The organism is Janthinobacterium sp. CG3 (assembly GCF_000344615.1).
Lineage (GTDB): Bacteria > Pseudomonadota > Gammaproteobacteria > Burkholderiales > Burkholderiaceae_D > Janthinobacterium.
In genome coordinates this window covers 267,657-286,561 of the sequence record NZ_KB467824.1, presented here as the reverse complement: position 1 = coordinate 286,561, position 18,905 = coordinate 267,657, and the positions used below count along the sequence as shown (strand labels likewise).

The 18,905-nt window shown below is 66.3% G+C and carries 19 protein-coding genes and 1 tRNA gene; 10 read left to right on the top strand and 10 right to left on the bottom strand.

Going from position 1 to position 18,905, the window contains the following annotated elements; genetic code table 11:
- Positions 1-65 precede the first annotated feature (65 nt).
- From JANGC3_RS0101355 to JANGC3_RS0101325, 7 genes are all read right to left on the bottom strand, one after another.
- The gene (locus JANGC3_RS0101355; protein ID WP_017874679.1) at positions 66-692 is read right to left on the bottom strand and encodes a tRNA-uridine aminocarboxypropyltransferase; all 627 of its coding nucleotides are present in this window, start codon (positions 690-692) and stop codon (positions 66-68) included.
- A 4-nt stretch (positions 693-696) separates the two neighbouring features.
- The gene (locus JANGC3_RS0101350; RefSeq protein ID WP_017874678.1) at positions 697-1,209 is read right to left on the bottom strand and encodes a lipocalin family protein; all 513 of its coding nucleotides are present in this window, start codon (positions 1,207-1,209) and stop codon (positions 697-699) included.
- 84 nt (positions 1,210-1,293) lie between these two features.
- Entirely contained in the window at positions 1,294-2,061 is a 768-nt protein-coding gene (locus JANGC3_RS0101345) for a substrate-binding periplasmic protein (RefSeq protein WP_026132397.1), read from the bottom strand.
- Between the two features lie 149 nt (positions 2,062-2,210).
- The gene (locus JANGC3_RS0101340) at positions 2,211-2,702 is read right to left on the bottom strand and encodes an Hcp family type VI secretion system effector (protein ID WP_017874676.1); all 492 of its coding nucleotides are present in this window, start codon (positions 2,700-2,702) and stop codon (positions 2,211-2,213) included.
- 28 nt (positions 2,703-2,730) lie between these two features.
- Complete coding sequence (tssC, locus tag JANGC3_RS0101335; RefSeq protein WP_017874675.1) at positions 2,731-4,200, bottom strand: type VI secretion system contractile sheath large subunit; 1,470 nt, start codon at positions 4,198-4,200, stop codon at positions 2,731-2,733.
- A 1-nt stretch (position 4,201) separates the two neighbouring features.
- Positions 4,202-4,711 (bottom strand): type VI secretion system contractile sheath small subunit, encoded by a 510-nt coding sequence (gene tssB, locus JANGC3_RS0101330; RefSeq protein ID WP_026132396.1) that lies wholly within the window; start codon positions 4,709-4,711, stop codon positions 4,202-4,204.
- Between the two features lie 58 nt (positions 4,712-4,769).
- On the bottom strand, positions 4,770-5,351 hold the full coding sequence (locus JANGC3_RS0101325; RefSeq protein WP_017874673.1) for a hypothetical protein: 582 nt from the start codon (positions 5,349-5,351) through the stop codon (positions 4,770-4,772).
- 525 nt (positions 5,352-5,876) lie between these two features.
- Here JANGC3_RS0101325 and JANGC3_RS0101320 point away from each other — a divergent pair.
- The 3 genes from JANGC3_RS0101320 to JANGC3_RS0101310 all read left to right on the top strand — a co-directional run bounded on the left by JANGC3_RS0101320 (position 5,877) and on the right by JANGC3_RS0101310 (position 7,700).
- Complete coding sequence (locus JANGC3_RS0101320; RefSeq protein ID WP_026132395.1) at positions 5,877-6,377, top strand: hypothetical protein; 501 nt, start codon at positions 5,877-5,879, stop codon at positions 6,375-6,377.
- A 128-nt stretch (positions 6,378-6,505) separates the two neighbouring features.
- Positions 6,506-7,060 carry a DUF1993 domain-containing protein gene (locus JANGC3_RS0101315; RefSeq protein WP_081611728.1) on the top strand — a complete coding sequence of 185 codons (555 nt, stop codon included), beginning with the start codon at positions 6,506-6,508 and terminating at the stop codon, positions 7,058-7,060.
- 250 nt (positions 7,061-7,310) lie between these two features.
- Entirely contained in the window at positions 7,311-7,700 is a 390-nt protein-coding gene (locus tag JANGC3_RS0101310; protein WP_232429633.1) for a hypothetical protein, read from the top strand.
- 73 nt (positions 7,701-7,773) lie between these two features.
- On the opposite strand, the gene JANGC3_RS0101305 is transcribed toward JANGC3_RS0101310, so the two are convergent.
- Positions 7,774-7,849 (bottom strand) — tRNA-Asn (locus JANGC3_RS0101305).
- Positions 7,850-8,082: 233 nt separating this feature from the next.
- On the opposite strand from JANGC3_RS0101305, the gene JANGC3_RS28060 reads away from it, so the two are divergent.
- The gene (locus tag JANGC3_RS28060) at positions 8,083-8,565 is read left to right on the top strand and encodes a GNAT family N-acetyltransferase (protein ID WP_157406400.1); all 483 of its coding nucleotides are present in this window, start codon (positions 8,083-8,085) and stop codon (positions 8,563-8,565) included.
- Positions 8,566-8,709: 144 nt separating this feature from the next.
- Here JANGC3_RS28060 and JANGC3_RS0101295 read toward each other — a convergent pair whose 3' ends face one another.
- The gene (locus JANGC3_RS0101295) at positions 8,710-9,615 is read right to left on the bottom strand and encodes a LysR family transcriptional regulator (RefSeq protein ID WP_017874669.1); all 906 of its coding nucleotides are present in this window, start codon (positions 9,613-9,615) and stop codon (positions 8,710-8,712) included.
- Between the two features lie 133 nt (positions 9,616-9,748).
- Between JANGC3_RS0101295 and gcl the strand changes: the two genes are divergently transcribed.
- The 6 genes from gcl (at position 9,749) to JANGC3_RS0101265 (ending at position 17,099) form a co-directional block, all read left to right on the top strand.
- Positions 9,749-11,524, top strand: a complete 1,776-nt coding sequence (gene gcl, locus JANGC3_RS0101290; protein WP_026132393.1) for a glyoxylate carboligase — start codon at positions 9,749-9,751, stop codon at positions 11,522-11,524.
- Between the two features lie 14 nt (positions 11,525-11,538).
- The gene (gene hyi, locus JANGC3_RS0101285; protein WP_017874667.1) at positions 11,539-12,318 is read left to right on the top strand and encodes a hydroxypyruvate isomerase; all 780 of its coding nucleotides are present in this window, start codon (positions 11,539-11,541) and stop codon (positions 12,316-12,318) included.
- A 41-nt stretch (positions 12,319-12,359) separates the two neighbouring features.
- Entirely contained in the window at positions 12,360-13,247 is an 888-nt protein-coding gene (locus JANGC3_RS0101280) for a 2-hydroxy-3-oxopropionate reductase (protein ID WP_017874666.1), read from the top strand.
- 88 nt (positions 13,248-13,335) lie between these two features.
- Positions 13,336-14,604, top strand: coding sequence for a glycerate kinase type-2 family protein (locus tag JANGC3_RS0101275; RefSeq protein ID WP_017874665.1), 1,269 nt, complete (start codon positions 13,336-13,338; stop codon positions 14,602-14,604).
- Positions 14,605-14,743: 139 nt separating this feature from the next.
- On the top strand, positions 14,744-16,195 hold the full coding sequence (gene pyk / locus JANGC3_RS0101270) for a pyruvate kinase (protein WP_017874664.1): 1,452 nt from the start codon (positions 14,744-14,746) through the stop codon (positions 16,193-16,195).
- Positions 16,173-17,099: an urea transporter gene (locus tag JANGC3_RS0101265; RefSeq protein ID WP_017874663.1), complete on the top strand. Its 927-nt coding sequence runs from the start codon at positions 16,173-16,175 to the stop codon at positions 17,097-17,099. Before pyk ends, JANGC3_RS0101265 begins: the two co-directional genes overlap by 23 nt.
- 287 nt (positions 17,100-17,386) lie before the next feature.
- Here JANGC3_RS0101265 and pdxR read toward each other — a convergent pair whose 3' ends face one another.
- Entirely contained in the window at positions 17,387-18,820 is a 1,434-nt protein-coding gene (gene pdxR, locus JANGC3_RS28055; protein WP_017874661.1) for a MocR-like pyridoxine biosynthesis transcription factor PdxR, read from the bottom strand.
- Positions 18,821-18,905: the final 85 nt, after the last annotated feature.

The window sequence follows — 18,905 nt, the reverse complement described above, 5'->3', positions numbered from 1 at the left end:
TAATACTGTATATTTATACAGTATTTTATGCCAGTGGCGGCACAATATCAAGCCTCGCGTTCACTTCACGCTGTCGTGACGTAGCGCAATTGCTGGGCCACAAAGCCGTCGAAGGCGTCGATCAGCGGCTGGAAACGGCACCGGTCGTCTTCCAGTTGCATCAAGGCGTAGCAGGTCGCTTCCAACGTCGACAGCTGGTCCGGCGCGTGCGCCTTGCGGATCAGGTAGTGCGACGGCGGCGTGTCGCGCAGGGGCAGGCGCGGCAGTTGTTGCAGCAGCGGGTTGAGGTAGAGCATCTTGCGGCTTTTGCGCCAGGTGCCGTCGAGCACCACCAGGCGCAGCGACGCCGCCTGGTCCACCCAGCCGGGGTCGAACGGCGGCGGCGCCGGGATGCCCAGCGACTGCTCGCCGGCCGTGTCGGGATACAGCAGCACACTGCGTTTGCCCTCCAGCAGCGGCGCCAGTTCGTCCCGCGCGAAGGTTTCGCCGACGATCAGTTTGCTGCCCGGCAGGCTCAGATGCAGCAGGCGCGCGCTGCCCTTGGCGTTCGCCACTTCCAGCGGATGTTGCAGGATCAGCACCTCGAGCGCGTGCGGCACCGGGGCGATCCACCGGCAGATGCAGGTTTGTTGCGGGCGCAGGCAGACGGCGCAGCTGGGACGCCTGGCGCCGGTGCCGGTGTCGGTGCTCATCGCGTCAGTTGTGCGCGACGTGGATCAATTTGCTCGTATCGAAACCGAGCGCCTGGGCCTTGGCCAGCAAGCGGGCTTGGGTGGCAGGGTCCATGGTCGGGCTGCGCGAGAGCAACCAGAAGTAGGATTTGTCCGGCCCGCTGATCATCGAATAGCGGTAGTCTTTCTCGTCGAGGTCGAAAACGATGTAAGAACCGTAGAACGGCCCGAAGAACGACACCTTCAGGTAGCCCTGGTCCGGCGCGCCGACGAAATAAGCTTTGCCGACGGCCTCTTTCCATTGCTTATCGGCGCCCTTGTAGCCGCGATTGACGACTTTCAAGCCGCCGTCGTCGCGCAGGCTGTATTCGGCGCTGACCTGGCTCAGTCCGCGTTCGAACGAGTGGTCCAGGCGCGCGATCTCATACCATTTACCCAGGTATCTGGCGCTGTCGAACTGGCCAACCGGATAGATATTGTCGGGCCGGCCGACGCAGCCCGTTAGCAGCAGCGCCAGAAGCGGCAGCATTTTCTTCATTGTGCATCCCTTGCGAACGGTCACGGCCGGAACTGGCGACGCGCATTGTAGCGCAGGCGCGCGCGGCGCCGCGGCGCGGTCGCCTTATTTAAGCAGGAAGCGCGCGACCAGCTCCTTGATCTCGCCGTTGCGTTTCATCTCGCGGATGACCGCGTTGAATTTCGCGATGAAGTCGTCGCGGTACGGGTATTGTGCCGGTTCGAGGGTGGTATAGCCGAGATAACCCTGCTCGGCGCTCAGTTCGGCCGTTTCGCTCAATGCCAGCGAGGACGGCGTCATCAGGCCGGCCTTCTTGATGCGCTCGACTTCCCACTGGATCGACAGGCGGTCGTTGACATAGCAGTCGGTGCGCCCGAGCATCAGCTTGAGCAGGTTGGCGCGGCTGCCCTGGGCGGCGTCGACGCGCAGCTGGCCGGCCTTGACCGCGTCGTCGAAGGGCTTGCCGCCGATCAGGAAGCCGGCGTTCAGGCCGATGCGCAGCCCGAAGTAGTCGGCCGGCCAGTTTTTCAGGCTGCGTTTGGCGACCACGTCGGCGTTGCAAAACACCGCTAGTTGCTCGGTCAATATAGGCTCCGAGTACTTCACGTTGCGCCGTTCCTCGGGCCGGAAATACGGCGGGTACAGCGCGAAGGCCTCGCCCTTTTCCAGCATCAGCACGCCGCGCTTCCATGGCACCGGCACCAGTTGCACCTGGTACTCGGGCAGGTGGGCCAGCGCCTTTTGCACGATCAGCGTGTAGACGCCGGTCAGCTGGCCGTTTTCAACGTAGGAGTAAGGCGGATAGTTGTCGTCGGCGTAGATGGCCAGGCCGACCGGCGTGGCCGCCGCCGGGCGCCACGCGAGCGCGCCCAACAGTAGCCACAGCGCCGGCCAAAGCCGGCGCGCGGGGCGCGCCACAACGGGCGTGGAGCGGACGATCGCTGTCGATGAGCAAGTCTTCATGGCCCTAGGGTAGCACGACTGCGCGCCGCCGGGGCATGCGACAACGACGGTCCGCTCGCTTAGGCGACCCTGTTGGTGGCCAGGTTCCAACCGCCCGAGGTATTGCCGCCGGCGCCGCCGGTCACTTTTTGCTGCGTGTACTTCCACTTCACCATGGAAAACTTGATGCCGACGCTCTCGGACAGGATGTCGCCCTCGCTGACGCTTGGACTGATCGAGCCGATCAGTACGTTTTCGATCTCGATCTCAAAGTATTTGATGCGCTCGCCCTGGCCGTCGGCGCGCATGAACTCGAAGCGCGCGCGCGGGATCGTCTTGCCGGCTGAACAGGTCTGTAGCAGCATGGGCGAAGCCAGGTCGGATAGCTTGTCGAACGAAATGTCGCTGTGTTCGCAACGCTCGGCGGTGTGGCCGCCGCCGGTCGACGCGGTGGCCGACTTCGGCTGCGACACTTTCCACGCCACCGACTGGCACTCGATCCAGTCTTTGTGGGTGGCGTCGGTGGATTCGCCTTTGATGCCATCGATTTGCAGGTAGACGTCAATTGCCATAATAGTTCCTCGGTAGATGTTAAAGAAGTTAGGTCTTGGTCGACTGCGGCAACTCCGCGACCAAACGGAGGGAAACGGAGAGTTCGTCGAGCTGGAAATGCGGGCGCAGGAAGGACACGGCGCGGTACACGCCGGGGCGGCCCGGCACTTCCGACACTTGCACCGAGGCTTCGCGCAACGGGAACTGGGCCTTCTGCTGCTGGCTGGCGTTGTCGTCGAGCAGCACGTACTGCGTCAGCCAGCGGTTCAGGAAGTCTTCGACGTTCGAGGCGGCGGTGAAGCTGCCGATCTTGTCGCGCATCATCGCCTTCATGTAGTGGGCGATGCGCGAGACGGCGAAGATGTATTGCAGTTGCGACGACAGCACGGCGTTGGCGTTGGCCGATTCGGAACTGTATTTCTTCGCCTTCTGGGCCGACTGCGCGCCGAAAAACGCCGCGTAGGAGGTGTTTTTGCAGTGCACCAGCGAAATGAAGCCGAGGTCGCTCAATTCCTTCTCGCGGCGGTCGGTGATGGCCACCTCGGTCGGACACTTCAGCGCCACCTCGCCCTCGTCGGTCTTGAAGGTGTGGGTTGGCAGGTCGTCGACCAGGCCGCCGCCTTCAACGCCGCGGATCGCCGCGCACCAGCCGAAGTCGTCGAAGGCGCTCGTCAGCCGGGTGCCGAAGGCGTAGGCGGCGTTGCACCACAGGTATTTGTGGTGGTCGCTGCCGTCGACGTCCTCGACGAAGTTGAAGCCCTCGGTGGTGGCGCCGTCCTTCGGGTTGAACGGCAGGCGGCCGAGGAAGCGCGGCAGCGTCAGGCCGACGTAGCGCGAATCCTCGGACTCGCGGAAGGCTTTCCACTTGGTGTATTCGACGGTGTCGAAGACCTTCGACAGGTCGCGCGGTTTGCCCAGGTCGCTATACGTCTCCAGGCCGAACAGCTCCGGCGACGCCGACGAGATGAACGGCGCGTGCGAGGCGGCGGCGACGTGCGACATTTGCTCGATGAAATACATGTCTTCGGGCTGGCGGGTGATCTCGAAGTCGCCCAGCAGCGCGCCGAACGGGGCGCCGCCGAAGGTGCCGAACTCCTCCTCGTAGACTTGCTTGAACATGGTCGACTGGTCGAACTCCAGCGCGCTCTGGAAGTCCTTGACGAGCTCCTTCTTGGTGGCGTTGAGCATCTTGATCTTCAGGTTCTGGCCGGTCGGCGTGTTCTTCACCAGGTAATGCAGGCCGGTCCAACTGCTTTCCAGCGTTTGGAACTCGGGCGCGTGCATGATGGCGCTGAGCTGGCTGGAGATCAGGCGGTCCAGCTCGGCCACGCGGGCGTCGATGCTCGCGGCCAAGTTGTCCGACACCACCACGGTGCCGTCCATGACCTGGCTGACCAGTTCGGAAATGATGTCCTTGGCGCGGGCGTGCTCGACGCCCGACCTGGCCACCTTGCTCTGCTCGACGACGTGGTCGAGCAAGTCCGGCGCCGCCACCGCCGTGTTCGCTTGGGCCGACATATCAATCCTCCCGTTTCGCTGAGTTCGCCTGTAGCGCGGCCAGGCTGGCGGTGTTGCCCAAGACCTCGCCGAGCAGGTCCTCGAGCTTGTCGTTGCCGGCCAGCTTGTTGCGCAGGTCGGCCAGCTTGGTGCGCGCCTCTTGCAGTTTGCGCAGCGGCGCGACCTGGCGCACCACCGCCTCGGGGCGGAAATCGGCCATCGCCCGGAAGCGCAGGTCAACCTCGACGCTGCCGCCGCCAGCGCCGAGCAGATTCGCCACCCGGAAGGCGGCCGCCGGCGCGACCGCGGCCAGCACCTCGTCGAAATTGTCCTGGTCGACGGCGACGAAGCCACGCTCCCGCAGGCGCTTCCTCTCCAGCGCGGGATCGCCGCCGAAGTCGCCGACCACCCCGACCACGAAGGGCAGCTCCTTGTTTTCGGTGGTGCCGCCCACCTCCACGTCGTACGTCATCTGCACCCGCGGCGGACGCACCTGTTGCAGCCGCTTCTGCACACTTTCACCTTTTGCCATGACATCTCCATTCATAACGTATGTGGTTTGCCCACCGCCAGCCGGGCGCCTGCCGGGGCTATTTGCCCAGGCCGCCGAACGGGTCAACGCCGCTGCCCTGCGCCGACGACTTGGCCGCTGCGGCGCCTACCCTCTTAACCGCAGCCTGGCGCCGGCCCGCCGTGCCGCTACCCAGCTGCGGCGCCTGCACGTCCTCGCCCAGGCTGGTGCGCAGCAGCTTGGACAACTCCTGCGCCTCGGAGCGCAGCGAGCCGTTCAGGTTGTTCTGCCGGGTCAGGTCGGTCAGCGCCTTGGTCGACAGGCGCAGCCCGCTGGCGGCGACAATGCTGTTGGCCAGCTTGTCCTCCGGATCGCGTTGCAGCGCCTCGAGGGCGTTGCTGATCGCGTCGCCGTAGTTGGTACGTTCGAACTTCATCTGGGCCAGTTGCAACCACGGCCCCTTGTCGGCCGGGAAGGTGCTGCCGGCACCTTTCAGCAGCGCCTGCGCCTTGTCGTACTGGCCCGATTTGGCGGCCGCGTCGGCCTCGCCCAGCGTGTGTTCAAGCGTCGCCGCCGGCGCCGGGCGCGCGCCGTCGGTGGCGGCGCAGGCCGCCAGCAACAGCATGCTGGCCAAGCCGGGTAACAGGGTGTGGAGTTTCATATTGGATATCCCATGTGGTGGAAAAGGCAGATCAAAACCAAGCATCCAGCGGCGCAGTAAAACTGCCTCGTGGAAACATTTGCATGTTGAAAGCAATCTTAACCGTGGCGTTAGGCGGCCCGTTGCGGTGAATCAGCAATGCAGTAGTTCCGCCAATACTCAGCGGTTTTCATCAGTTAAGCTGACGCAGCGCAGACTTCGTGCGCGCAAGCCTCGCAATGATTCCTATCGACAAGAATAAACTTGCGCGTTCGCAAGTAACGCCGTGGACAACTCCGTTTAAATGACAGCACCGCGCAGCGTTTCCACAAGCGCATGATGTTTTTGACGGAGTAACTATGGGTGTACCATCGAAGGTAGTGCGGGGCGGAGGCCGCTATCTGCGCCCCCGGCAAGGCCGCCAGCGCGGCTGGGGCCGGCGTGTCGCGCCGCGCGGCAACAAGCACAAGGCGGCGTTGCGCTCATGACGCGCCGGGTCTGCGGCGCGTCCGCGTGAAACGCTAGATCACATCTGGAGGTGATATTTTGCAACCGACCAAATCGACATCCCGCCCGCCGAACCTGCTCGGCAAAGCGGTGCCGGACCCGGCCGACTACTGCCGGATTTTGGCCAGCATGGAGCATGGCTTCGTGCATACCGCCGCCGTCGCCGCGCGCGACCATGGCCGCGGCGGGGCGCTGGCACTCGCCGCCGTAATGCTGCTGGGCCTGCTGGGATGGCTGGCCTATCACCCCGCCGGCGTGCCGGCGAGCGCCGACGCGCCGCACATCGCCGCCGCGCCGGCCCCGCTGCTGCCAGCGGAGGCGCCGCACGTGCTGGCGATGGCGGCGACCATCAATGACCTCGTTGTGCCGATGCCGACGCCGATAGCAGTGCCGCCCGCGCTCGCCGCCGACGCCGAGGCCGAGGCCGCCGCGCCGGCGTACACGGCGAAGTCGCCGCGGCCAGCCGCCGCGCCGGAAACCGACAGGGACGTGACTTTGCTGGCCGCCCTGCTCGCCCATGTCAAAGGCCAGGACGACTGACCGCGGTTCAGCGCAACGACTGCCGCCGTGCAACGATTAGCCGGCCATGGCGTCGTGCGCGATCGCGCGGCGGCAGCGCCAGCGCCGCCGCCGCGCCTGCCACGTTGGCGAATGTGCAAGAATGTACAATGCGGCATTCCAACCCCGACGACGACCTTCCTATGCCGCTCTCCATGTACCAATCCAGCGTTCCGGTTTTCACGCGCTACCTGCGCCAATTGTCGGCGCTGGTGCAACTGGCGGCCGACCACGCCGCGGCCGCCGACACCGGCCCGGCAACGCTGCTGCACACCCGCCTGGCGCCGGACATGAACCATTTTCTCAGCCAGGTGCAGACAACGGACGATTTCGCGCTGCGCACCTGCGCGCTGCTCAGCGGCACCGCCAAGCTCGACCACGGCCCGGACGAAACCGGTTTCACCGGCCTGCGCGCCCGCATCGCCCGCAGCGAGGCGCACCTGCGGGCGCTGGCGCCGGCCCTGTTCGAGGGCAGCGAAACGCGCATCCTGCACTCGCAGGCCGGCCAGGCCATGCTGGAGCTGGACGGCCAGACCTTCCTGCAACACTATGCGCTGCCGAACTTCTTCTTCCACCTGACGAGCGCCTACGCCATCCTGCGCCATCTCGGCGCCAGGCTCGGCAAGCAGGACTTCGACGGCTTCCACGACTATCCGCGCGCCTGACGGCGCACGGCCGCCGCAACCATTGCGGCGGCATTCGATTACCGCCGGAAAGTTAGTGTAAGCCGAGTTTGCTTTAGCACAAACCAGCGGCAACAATCCCGCCGTCCAGCCTGTCTATTCGCCGTTTCCCGCCCTAGAATAAATTATTACTTTGTTAATTCGAAGTATGGCAAGCCCCATCGGCCACGCGACCAGGATGGGGCGTCAGGCATCCGACGACACGCGGGCCGCACCACAGGGAGGCAATATCATGGACATGAAAAAAGAGCATCGGACCGGGAGCAACCTGGCCGAAATCGTCACCGACCTGCCGCTGATCATGAAGGGGCCGGACGCCATGGCGGAAGGCGCGGGCGAGCAATCGCTCGAGCTGAGCGGCGCGGCCTTCACCACCTACTACACCTGGCGGGCGAACGGCGTGCATCGCGCGGTGCGCTTCAACAACACCAGGGTCCTCGCCAATTCGCGCGTGTTGCTCAACATCAGCGAGTACAGCACCGACGCGCAGCACCGCTTCATCGGCGCGGCCCGCATGGCGGTCTACAACGTCGCCCCGTTCAACGGCGGCTTCTTCGCCTGGGTCGATATTTCATGGAGCAGCCCGCTGAACGTGCGCTTCGACGTCTTCGTCGATCCCTGAGCGTTGACGCGGCGTAGAGACGAAAAAAAAGCACCCCGATTTCTCGCGGGTGCTTTTTTCTTATTACGTGTTCTGGCTCCCCGACCTGGACTCGAACCAGGGACCTGCGGATTAACAGTCCGTCGCTCTACCAACTGAGCTATCAGGGAAAAGAGGCCATATTATATACGTCGATAGTTGACTTGTCCAGACCATGTTGGTGCAACGAAATATAGCCGCGGTCCGTCCGCCGCCGCGCCCGAGGAAAACAGCGCACGATATGTTCAAGCGCAAAACCGATCGCGCGCTTCCCGATGAATTTGATTGCAAGTCGGGCGAAACCGAGGCAGCATACCAAAACCGCCAAAATGGCGTTCAGCCAACCTTTTTGTCCGGAGGCCCCGTGTATCCGCTGCCCGCCCCACTTTTGCTGCGCCCCGTGCGCGAAGACGACCACGCCTTCCTCGACGCGCTGTACGACTCCACCCGGGGCGACCTGAAGTTAAAGGATACCGACCCCGAGTTCGTCGGGCAATTGATCAAAATGCAGCAACAAATGCAGGCGCACGGCTTCCGCAATATGCACCCTGAAGCCGAATACATGGTGCTGGAGCGGCACGGCGAGCGCATCGGCCGCCTGGTCCTGGAGCGCGATAGCCGCAGCGCGCGCATCGTCGACATCGCCATCTGGCCGGCGGCGCAAAACCAGGGAGTGGGGAAAACCGTGTTGTCGGCGCTGCAAGCGTGGGCCGCCGCACGGCAATTGCCGCTGCTGCTCAACGTCAGCAAAGCCAACCAGCGCGCGCGCCGCCTGTATTTGGCGCTGGGCTTCCAGGCAGGCGCCGCCGATGAAGTCCAGCAAGAGATGAGCTGGAGCGCCGCGTAGGCGCCGCAGCGGTTTAAGCTAAGCACGGGTGAACCGGCGCGCTCGCAACCGACGCTGCGCTTTGTCCTCTCAGCTAGTCCAGTACACATCGGCCAGGCCACCAAGCGAATTGGATGGGTGAAGATCAACTGCCGGCGCAAGCAATCAGCGTATCCAATACCCCGGCCGCGCATAAATCATCTTTAGCCGCTCGACGAAAAAGCGCACCTTGGCCGGCAGGTGGCGCTGCTGCGGGTACACCGCCATGATGTTGTAGTCGGGCAGCGCGAAGTCGTCGAGCACGGTGATCAACTCGCCCGACGCCAGTTGCGACTGGATCTCCCAGGTCGAGCGCCACGCCAGGCCCAGGCCCTCGCTGGCCCAGCGGTGCAGCAACTCGCCGTCGTTGCAATCGAGGTCGCCCTCGACCCGCATCGTCACCGGCTTGCCGTTCTGCTGGAAGTACCAGCCGCGCTGCTGCCCGCCCTGCAGGTTGAAGGCCAGGCAGTTGTGCTGTTCCAGGTCGTCCAGCGTCTGCGGAATGCCCTTGCGGCGCAGGTAGTCCGGCGTCGCGCACACCACCCGCCGGTTGGTCGCCAGTTTGATGGCGACGAAGCTGGGGTCGATCGCGCCGCCGATGCGGATGCTCACGTCGTAACCCTCGCGCACCAGGTCGACCACCCGGTCGGTCAGGTTGAACGAAATCTTCACGTCCGGATGCTCGGCCAGGAACGCCGGCGCGTGCGGCGCCACGTGCGCGCGACCGTACGCGGCCGGCGCCGACACCACCAAATGCCCGGTGGCCTTGTGCCGCCCCTCGGAAATAATCTTCTCGGCGCTGTCCAAATCGCTCAGCAAAGTCTTGCAGTGGTCGAGGAACACCGTGCCCTCCTCGGTCAGCCGCAGGTGCCGCGTGGTGCGGTGCATCAGCTTCACGCCGAGGCGCTTTTCCAGCGCGTCGATGCGCCGCCCCAGCATTACCGGCGTGATGTTTTGCCCCAGCGCCGCGCGCGCCAGGCTGCCGTGCTCGATCACGTCGACGAAGGCTTCTATCTGCTTTAGTTTGTCCATTTTCCGGCGCTCCCCGCATTTCTATTCAATACATCAGGTATCGAATAATACGATTTTTTGTCCCCTTATCAAACTATAAGTTTCGCCTTACGATGTATTTCATCGAAAAGCATTCACAACAGGAGATACCACCATGGCAAAAATGACGGCGGCAGAAGCAGCAATTTACGTCCTTGAAAAAGAAGGCATGACCCAGGCGTTCGGCATTCCGGGCGCGGCGATCAACCCGTTCTACGCGGCGATGAAAAAACGCGGCACCCTGAAGCACATCCTGGCGCGCCACGTCGAAGGCGCCGCCCACATGGCCGAGGGTTACACCCGCGCCGCCGCCGGCAACATCGGCATCTGCATCGGCACCTCCGGCCCGGCCGGCACCGACATGATCACCGGCCTGTACTCGGCCCAGGCCGATTCCATCCCTATCCTTTGCATCACCGGCCAGGCGCCGCGCGCCCGTCTGTACAAAGAGGATTTCCAGGCCGTCGACATCGAGTCGATCGCCAAGCCGGTCACCAAATGGGCCGTCACCGTGCGCGAACCGGCGCTGGTGCCGCGCGTGTTCCAGCAAGCCTGCCACCTGATGCGCTCCGGCCGTCCCGGCCCGGTGCTGATCGACCTGCCGTTCGACGTGCAGATGGGCGAAATCGAATTCGACCCGGACACCTACGAGCCGCTGCCGATCTACAAGCCGGCCGCCAGCCGCGCCCAGATCGAAAAAGCCCTGACGATGCTGAACGAGGCCGAGCGTCCATTGCTGACCGCCGGCGGCGGCATCATCAACGCCAACGCCTCCGAATACCTGGTGGAATTCGCCGAACTCACCGGCGTGCCGGTGATCCCGACGCTGATGGGCTGGGGCACGATCCCCGACGACCACCCTTTGATGGTCGGCATGGTCGGCCTGCAAACCAGCCACCGCTACGGCAACGCCACGATGCTGGCGTCCGACTTCGCGATGGGCATCGGCAACCGCTGGGCCAACCGCCACACCGGCTCGGTCGAAGTGTTCACCAAGGACCGCAAGTTCGTCCACATCGACATCGAACCGACGCAAATCGGCCGCGTCTTCGGCCCCGACTACGGCATCGTCTCCGACGCCGGCTTGGCGCTGAAACTGTTCATCGAAGTGGCCAAGGAATGGAAGGCCGCCGGCAAGCTGAAGGACCGCAGCGCCTGGGTCGCCGAATGCCAGGAACGCAAGCGCACGCTGCAACGCCGCACCCACTTTGAAAACGTGCCGGTCAAACCGCAGCGCGTCTACGAGGAAATGAACAAGGTGTTCGGCCGCAGCACCCGCTACGTCACCACCATCGGCCTGTCGCAGATCGCCGCCGCGCAGTTCCTGCACGTCTACGAGCCGCGCAACTGGATCAACTGCGGCCAGGCCGGCCCGCTGGGCTGGACCATTCCCGCCGCGCTGGGCGTCGTCGCCGCCGATCCGAGCCGCGAAGTGGTCGGCATTTCGGGCGACTACGACTTCCAGTTCATGATCGAGGAACTGGCCGTCGGCGCGCAATTCAAGCTGCCGTACATCCAGGTGGTCGTCAACAACTCCTACCTGGGCCTGATCCGCCAGTCGCAGCGCGGCTTCGACATGGACTTCTGCGTGCAACTGGCGTTCGAGAACATCAACGCGCCCGAGTTGAACGGCTATGGCGTCGACCACGTCGCCGTCGCCGAAGGCCTCGGTTGCAAGGCGATCCGCGTGACCACGCCGGAAGGCATCCTGCCGGCGCTGCAAGAGGCGCGCGCCCTGGCCAAGCTGCACAGCGTGCCGGTGATCGTCGAGATCATCCTGGAACGCGTGACGAATATCTCGATGGGCACCGAGATCAACAACATCAACGAATTCGAAGACCTGGCCAAGGACAAGCTGGACGCCCCGACCGCCATCTCCCTGCTCGATTAATCGAAGGAAGCATCATGACAAAACTGGCAGCCAATCTGACCATGCTGTTCAACGAAGTGCCCTTCATGGAGCGCTTCGAGGCGGCCGCGAAAGCCGGCTTCAAGGGCGTGGAGTTCCTCTTCCCCTACGCTTATCCGGCCGCGGACATCGCCGCCCAGCTGGAAACCCACCGCCTCGAGCTGGTGCTGCACAACCTGCCGGCCGGCAACTGGGAACGCGGCGAGCGCGGCATCGCCTGCCACCCGGACCGGGTCGAGGAATTCAAGGAAGGCGTCGACAGCGCGATCGCCTACGCCACCGCGCTGCGCGTCAAGCAGGTCAACTGCCTGGTCGGCATCCTGCCGCCGGGCGTCAGCCGCGAACAGGCGCAGGCGACCCTGGTCGCCAACCTGGCCTACGCCGCCGGCAAACTGAAGCAGGCCGGCATCCGCCTGCTGGTCGAGCCGATCAACACCTTCGACATTCCCGGCTTCTTCCTGTCGGGCACGGCGCAGGCGCTGGAGCTGATCGCCGCCACCGGTTCGGACAACATCTTTGTGCAGTACGACATCTACCACATGCAAAGGATGGAGGGCGAACTGGCCAACACGATCAAGGCCAACCTGGCCAGCATCGGCCACGTGCAACTGGCCGACAATCCGGGCCGCTTCGAACCGGGCACCGGCGAAATCAACTACCGCTTCCTGTTCACGCTGCTCGACGAGATCGGCTACCAGGGCTGGATCGGCTGCGAATACAAACCGCGCGCCGGCACCGTCGACGGTCTGGGCTGGCGCGCCGCGCACGGTCTGTAAACGCGGCGTTTAATTTCACATCAATATTCAGGAGAATTATCATGGCAAAAATTGGCTTTATCGGTCTCGGCATCATGGGCGCCCCAATGGCGGAAAACCTGCAGCGCGGCGACCATAAACTGTACCTGTTCGACCAGAAGAACCCGCCCTTCAGCCTGATCGAAGGCGGCGCCACCGTCTGCACCTCCGGCGCCGAAGTGGCGAAACGCGCCGACATCATCATCGTCATGGTGCCCGACACGCCGCACGTCGACGCCGTGCTGTTCGGCGAGAACGGCGTCGCCGCCGGCCTCACCGAAGGCAAGATCGTCATCGACATGAGCTCGATCTCGCCGATGGCCACCAAGGAATTCGCCAAGCGCATCAACGCCCTCAAATGCGACTACCTCGACGCCCCGGTTTCCGGCGGCGAAGTGGGCGCCAAGGCGGCCTCGCTGACGATCATGGTCGGCGGCCCGCAGGCGGCGTTCGACAAGGCGCTGCCGCTGTTCGAACTGATGGGCAAGAACATCACCCTGGTCGGCGCCAACGGCGACGGCCAGACCACCAAGGTGGCCAACCAGATCATCGTCGCGCTGAACATCCAGGCCGTCGCCGAAGCGCTGCTGTTCGCCTCCAAGGCCGGCGCCGACCCGGCCAAGGTGCGCCAGGCGCTGATGGGCGGTTTCGCCGCCTCGCGCATTCTGGAAGTGCACGGCGAGCGCATGGTCAAGCGCACCTTCAACCCGGGCTTCCGCATCGAGCTGCACCAGAAGGACTTGAACCTGGCCCTGCAAGGCGCCAAGACGCTCGGCATCTCGCTGCCGAACACCGCCACCGCGCAGGAACTGATGAACTCCTGCGCCGCCCACGGCCTGGGCGGCATGGACCACTCGGCGCTGTGCCGGGCGATCGAAATCATGTCGAACCACCAAATCGCCGAAGCGTAACGGCAGAGGGTAGAACCGCGGGTCGGGCGACGACCCGCGGTCCATCCCGACCCGCGCCGCGTGCGCAACCAGAACCGAGAGACATCCAATGACACCCACCAATCCAAAACAATTTTTACGCAGCGTCTACGACAGCGCCGTCGACGCCGTCAGCGCCGCCAAGTGCCTGCCCGCCTTCCTGCCAACACCGCCGGTCAACGGCCGCACGCTGGTCATCGGCGCCGGCAAGGGCGCGGCCGCCATGGCCAAGGTTGTCGAGGACAACTGGCAGGGCGAATTGAGCGGCCTGGTCGTAACCCGTTACGGCCACGGCGCCGACTGCAAGCGCATCGAGGTGGTCGAGGCGTCCCATCCGGTGCCGGACGAAGCCGGCCAGGCGGCCGCGCAGCGCATCCTCGACATGGTCCAGGGCCTGAGCGAAAACGACCTGGTGATCTGCCTGATCACCGGCGGCGGCTCCTCGCTGCTGGCGCTGCCGGCGCCCGGCATCACGCTGGCGCAGAAGCAGGCGATCAACAAGGCGCTGCTGAAAAGCGGCGCCGCCATCAGCGAAATGAATTGCGTGCGCAAGCACCTGTCGGCCATCAAGGGCGGCCGCCTCGGCCTGGCGTGCGCGCCGGCCCGCGTGGTCACGCTGCTGATCTCCGACGTGCCGGGCGACGACGCCGGCACCATCGCCAGCGGTCCGACCCTGCCCGACGACACCACCTGCGAGCAGGCGCTGGCGATCCTCAACAAATACGCCATCGCGGTGCCCGCCAACATCGAAGAACACCTGAAGAGCGACGCCGGCGCCACCCCGGGTTCCGACGACCCGCGCTTCGCCCGCAACGAGCAGCACATCATCGCCATCGCCCAGGACGCGCTGGAGGCGGCCGCGCAGACCGCGCGCGCGGCCGGCGTCACCGCCCACATCCTGTCCGACGGCATCGAAGGCGAAGCACGCGACGTCGCCATCGTGCACGCCGCGCTGGCCAAACAAATCCACGGCCGCGGCCAGCCGTTCACGCGGCCCTGCCTGGTGCTGTCGGGCGGCGAGACCACCGTCACCGTGCGCGGCAGCGGCCGCGGCGGACGCAACGCCGAGTTCCTGCTCAGCCTCGCGGTGGCGCTGGAGGGCCACCCGGACATCTACGCGCTGGCCTGCGACACCGACGGCATCGACGGCTCCGAAGACAACGCCGGCGCGCTGTACGGCCCGGACTCGGTGCAGCGCGCCGAACGCCAGGACATCCGCGCCAAAAATATGCTGGAGAACAACGACGGCTACGGCTTCTTCCTGGCGCTCGACGACCTGATCGTCAGCGGCCCGACCCGCACCAACGTCAACGACTTCCGCGCCATCCTGATTTTGTAAATCGCCTTGGCGTGTCGTAGGTCGGATGAGCCTAGCGTAATCCGACCTGGTCCGTAGCGGCGCGTGCCGGCTTACCCGACCTACGACATCGCGCCAACTTAGCACCCCGCCCCACCCTCTTCAAGATCGAAAAACCACCATGCGCCGTCTCCGCCAAGCAAAAATCGTCGCCACCCTAGGCCCCGCCAGTTCCGACCGCGCCACCATCCTGGCCCTGTTCGAAGCCGGTGCCGACGTCTTCCGTTTCAATTTCAGCCACGGCACCCACGCCGACCACCAGGCCCGCTACAACATCGTGCGCGACATCGAACGCGCGGTCGGCCGGCCGATCGCCGTGCTGGCCGACATGCAGGGTCCGAAACTGCGCATCGGCCAGTTCGAGGACGGCAAAATCACCCTGAAGACGGACGACGAGTTCACCCTCGACAACGACCCCGCGCCGGGCAACCAGCAGCGCATCTGCCTGCCGCACCCGGAACTGTTCGCCGTCATCACGGCCGGCCAGTCGCTGCTGCTGGACGACGGCAAGCTGCGCCTGCAAGTGCTCGACAGCGACGCCGGCAGCATCCGCACCCGCGTCGTCAACGGCGGCGTACTGTCCGACCGCAAGGGCGTCAACGTGCCCGACGCGGTGCTGCCGATCCCGGCGCTGACGGTGAAAGACCGGCGCGACCTGGCCTTCGCGCTCGACATGGGCGCCGACTGGATCGCGCTGTCGTTCGTCCAGCGCCCGGAAGACGTGATCGAGGCGCGCGCGCTGATCGGCCAGCGCGCCGGCGTGCTCTCGAAGCTGGAAAAACCGGCGGCGCTGCTGCAACTCGACGCCATCGTGCAAGCCTCCGACGCGGTCATGGTCGCGCGCGGCGACCTCGGCGTGGAACTGCCGCCGGAGCAGGTGCCGGGCGCGCAAAAGCGCATCCTGCGCAGCTGCCGCGCGCACGGCGTGCCGGTCGTCATCGCCACGCAGATGCTCGAATCGATGATCACCGCGCCGGTGCCGACCCGCGCCGAGGCGTCCGACGTCGCCAGCGCCATCTACGACGGCGCCGACGCCGTCATGCTGTCGGCCGAATCGGCCAGCGGCGCCTACCCGGTGGAGGCGGTGACGATGATGAACCGCATCATCAACGAAGTCGAAAAAGACCCGCTCTACCGCGACATCATCGACGCCCAGCACGTGCCGCCGCTGTCGAACAAGGGCGACGCCATCTGCGCGGCGCTGCGCAGCGTGACGCAGATCGTCGGCGCGGTCGCCACCGTCACCTACACCACCTCGGGCCACACCAGCCTGCGCGCCGCGCGCGAGCGGCCGTCCGCGCCGATCCTCAGCATCACGCCGAAAATCGCCACCGCGCGCCGCCTCGCGCTGGTCTGGGGCGTCCACTCGACCGTCGGCAGCGACGTCCACAACGTCGACGAAATGGTCTCGGTTGCCTGTCGCACCGCGCTCAAGGAAGCCTTCGCCAAGGCCGGCGACCAGGTCGCCATCGCCGCCGGCATGCCCTTCGGCCAACCCGGCACCACCAACCTGCTGCGCATCGCCGAAGTCTGGCCGCAAGAGGGCGCGAATGTCCCTGCGCACTGGGGCTAACAGCCTGGCGCGGGCCGGCGCCGCGCCCGCGGCGGCGCCGCGCCTGCCGACGGCGCTGCTGGCCAGCGTCGCCCAGGTCTACTTCCAGCAGGCGCCGCTGAGCGGTGCCGCGCTGCTGCTGTGCCTGTGGCTGAGCAGCCCGGCGATGGCGCTCGGCTGCCTGCTGGGCGCGGCCGGCGCCATCGCCGCCGCCTGCGCGGCGCGCCGGCCCGGCGCCGACATCGAACAAGGCCTGTACTCCTACAACGGCGCCCTCGGCGGCGCGGCGCTGGCCGCGCTGTACCAGCCGACGCCGGCGCTGCTGGCGTGGATCGCCGGCGGCGCCGTCGCCACCGCCGCCGCGACCCACTTGTTCCTGCGCCGCGGCGGCGCGCCGGCGCTGACCGCCCCCTTCGTGCTGCTGATGCTGGCGGCGGCCGCGCTCGGCCCGGCCGCCGGCTTGCAGGCGCAGCCCGCCGGCGCCGGTTGCGGCGGCGGCCGCGGCTTGGCCGGCTACGCCTTCTGCGTCATCGGCCAGATCAACTTCATCGACTCGCTTGCGCTCGGCGCGCTGCTGCTGGCGGCGCTCAGCCAGCACGACTGGCGCTACGGCGCCTGGGCCATGGCGGCGGCCGCGCTGGCCTGGTATCTGCTCACGCTGGGCCAATTGTGGCCGCAGGCCGGCAGCGCCGCGCAGGCCACCGGCATGGGCGTGAACTGCGTACTGGCCGTGCTGGGCTTGCGCGCGCAGCGGCGCGGCCGCGCCGCGCGCGTACTCGGCGGCCTGGGCGCAATCGCCTTCAGCCTCGCGCTTGGCAAGCTCGGCCTGCCCTACTTCACGCTGCCCTTCGTGCTGGCGACCTGGGTCACGCTGTACTTGTCCCGGCCGCGAACATCTACAAAAATCACAGTTAAGCCTGCGTAGATCTGTTCGGGGAACGCGCGGCGCACGTTTGCTTCCAGCACACGCCGGAGGGCTTGAGGCGGCGGCGGGCCTTCGACGAGGCGGCCCGGGAGGTCGACCTGGTCAGGATAGAGCGCGACTACTGGCGCAGCCTCGCAGCGGCGCCGCCGCAGCCGGCGTCAACACCGGCGCCCCGGTGAACGACTAGGACGCCATATTGGCCGCCGAATACGCCGCCCTGAAGACGCCGGCCAGGGCCGGCGCGCCGGGGAACAAGGCGGGAACGCGGCTCACGGTGTTCGGCGTGGTCACCCTGGAATGCGGGCTTGCCGGCATTGCCGCAGGACGGCGGCGATGTGGTTGACGCCGGCCTCGATCTCGGCCACGCTCAGGGCGCCATAGCCCAGCACCAAGCCGGGCAGCTTGCGCGCGCCCCGGCAGTAGTGCGACAGCGGCACCACGCGGACGCCCTTGCCGGCCAAGGCGGCGACGATGGCCGGCACGTCGTCGCCGTCGGCCAGGCCCAGCACCGTGTGCAGGCCCGCCTCCGTGCCGAGCACGTCGGCGTGCAGGCCGAAGCGCCGCAGGTTCGCCATCAACGCCGCGCGCTTGCCGGCGTAGACGCGGCGCATGCGCCAAATGTGCTTTTCCAGCTCGCCGGCGTCGACGAAGGCGGCCACCGCCGCCTGCAGCATCGCCGCCGGCTGGTCGCCGCGGATCAGCCGGCGCGCCATGAACTGCTCGCGCAACGCCGCCGGCACCACCACGTAGGCCAGCCGCATCTCCGGCGTCAGCACCTTGGAAAAGGTGCCGATGTAAATGACGCGCTGCGCGTCCAGGCTGCGCAGCGCCGGCAGCGGCAGCGCGTCGAAGCGGAACTCGCTGTCGTAGTCGTCCTCGACGACGTAACCACCCGCCGGGCCGGCCCAATCGAGCAGCGCCTGGCGCCGGCCCAGCGACATGCGGTGGCCCAGCGGGTATTGGTGCGACGGCGTGACATACACCATGCACGGCGAGCCGGCCGCCCGCGGCAGACTGTCCACGCGCAGGCCGTCGCGGTCGACGCCGACGTCGCACAGCCGCAGCCCGTGGCTGGCGATGACGGCGCGGGCGCGCGGATAGCCCGGCTCCTCCATCATCGCCGCGCCGCCGCGCGCCATCACGGCGCCGCAAACGAGGTCCAGGGCGTCGGCCGAACTGCCGGTGATGAAGACGTCGCCGGCGTCGCAGGCAAAGCCGCGCGAGCGCGCCAGGTAGGCGCAAATGGCGCCGCGCAAGGCGATGTCGCCGCGCGGATCGGCGTACTTGCCGCTCATCCCGGCGCGCAAGGCCTGGCGCCAGCAGCGCCGCCAGGCGTCGCCCTGGATGAAGCCGATGTCCGTGTTGCCCGGTTTGAAATCGATCGGGGCCGGCGCCGGCGCGGCGCCGCCGGCGCGCCGCCGGGCCGGTGCGCCCAGGGGCTGCGCCCGCTTGGCCACCAGGTCGTTGGCGATAAAGCTGCCGGCGCCGCGCACCGATTCCAGCAAGCCCTCCGCCGCCAACTGTTCGTAGGCCGCCTGCGTCACCGTGCGCGACACGCCCAGTTGCTCGGCCAGGCGCCGACTGGACGGCAAGCGCAGGCCGGCCACCAGCGCGCCGGCCATGGCCCGGCCGCGCAGCTCGGCGATCAGTTGCGCCGTCAGCGTCGTATCGCTGTCGCGCTGCAGCAACAGGGCAAAGTCAAGCTCGGGAACCGGCAACATGTAATTGGATATCCAAAAATTCCGTCAATTGGATATTGTAACAGGGCCACTGCACGGTAATACTGGGGGCGTTTCATCCATCCAC

Bases quoted from the DNA above. Each gene is read 5' to 3' on its own strand.
- JANGC3_RS0101355 (WP_017874679.1), bottom strand. From the start codon at position 692: ATGAGCACCGACACCGGCACCGGCGCCAGGCGTCCCAGCTGCGCCGTC.
- JANGC3_RS0101350 (WP_017874678.1), bottom strand. From the start codon at position 1,209: ATGAAGAAAATGCTGCCGCTTCTGGCGCTGCTGCTAACGGGCTGCGTC.
- JANGC3_RS0101340 (WP_017874676.1), bottom strand. From the start codon at position 2,702: ATGGCAATTGACGTCTACCTGCAAATCGATGGCATCAAAGGCGAATCC.
- tssC (WP_017874675.1), bottom strand. From the start codon at position 4,200: ATGTCGGCCCAAGCGAACACGGCGGTGGCGGCGCCGGACTTGCTCGAC.
- tssB (WP_026132396.1), bottom strand. From the start codon at position 4,711: ATGGCAAAAGGTGAAAGTGTGCAGAAGCGGCTGCAACAGGTGCGTCCG.
- JANGC3_RS0101325 (WP_017874673.1), bottom strand. From the start codon at position 5,351: ATGAAACTCCACACCCTGTTACCCGGCTTGGCCAGCATGCTGTTGCTG.
- JANGC3_RS0101315 (WP_081611728.1), top strand. From the start codon at position 6,506: ATGCGGCATTCCAACCCCGACGACGACCTTCCTATGCCGCTCTCCATG.
- JANGC3_RS0101310 (WP_232429633.1), top strand. From the start codon at position 7,311: ATGGACATGAAAAAAGAGCATCGGACCGGGAGCAACCTGGCCGAAATC.
- JANGC3_RS0101295 (WP_017874669.1), bottom strand. From the start codon at position 9,615: ATGGACAAACTAAAGCAGATAGAAGCCTTCGTCGACGTGATCGAGCAC.
- gcl (WP_026132393.1), top strand. From the start codon at position 9,749: ATGGCAAAAATGACGGCGGCAGAAGCAGCAATTTACGTCCTTGAAAAA.
- hyi (WP_017874667.1), top strand. From the start codon at position 11,539: ATGACAAAACTGGCAGCCAATCTGACCATGCTGTTCAACGAAGTGCCC.
- JANGC3_RS0101280 (WP_017874666.1), top strand. From the start codon at position 12,360: ATGGCAAAAATTGGCTTTATCGGTCTCGGCATCATGGGCGCCCCAATG.
- JANGC3_RS0101275 (WP_017874665.1), top strand. From the start codon at position 13,336: ATGACACCCACCAATCCAAAACAATTTTTACGCAGCGTCTACGACAGC.
- pyk (WP_017874664.1), top strand. From the start codon at position 14,744: ATGCGCCGTCTCCGCCAAGCAAAAATCGTCGCCACCCTAGGCCCCGCC.
- JANGC3_RS0101265 (WP_017874663.1), top strand. From the start codon at position 16,173: ATGTCCCTGCGCACTGGGGCTAACAGCCTGGCGCGGGCCGGCGCCGCG.
- pdxR (WP_017874661.1), bottom strand. From the start codon at position 18,820: ATGTTGCCGGTTCCCGAGCTTGACTTTGCCCTGTTGCTGCAGCGCGAC.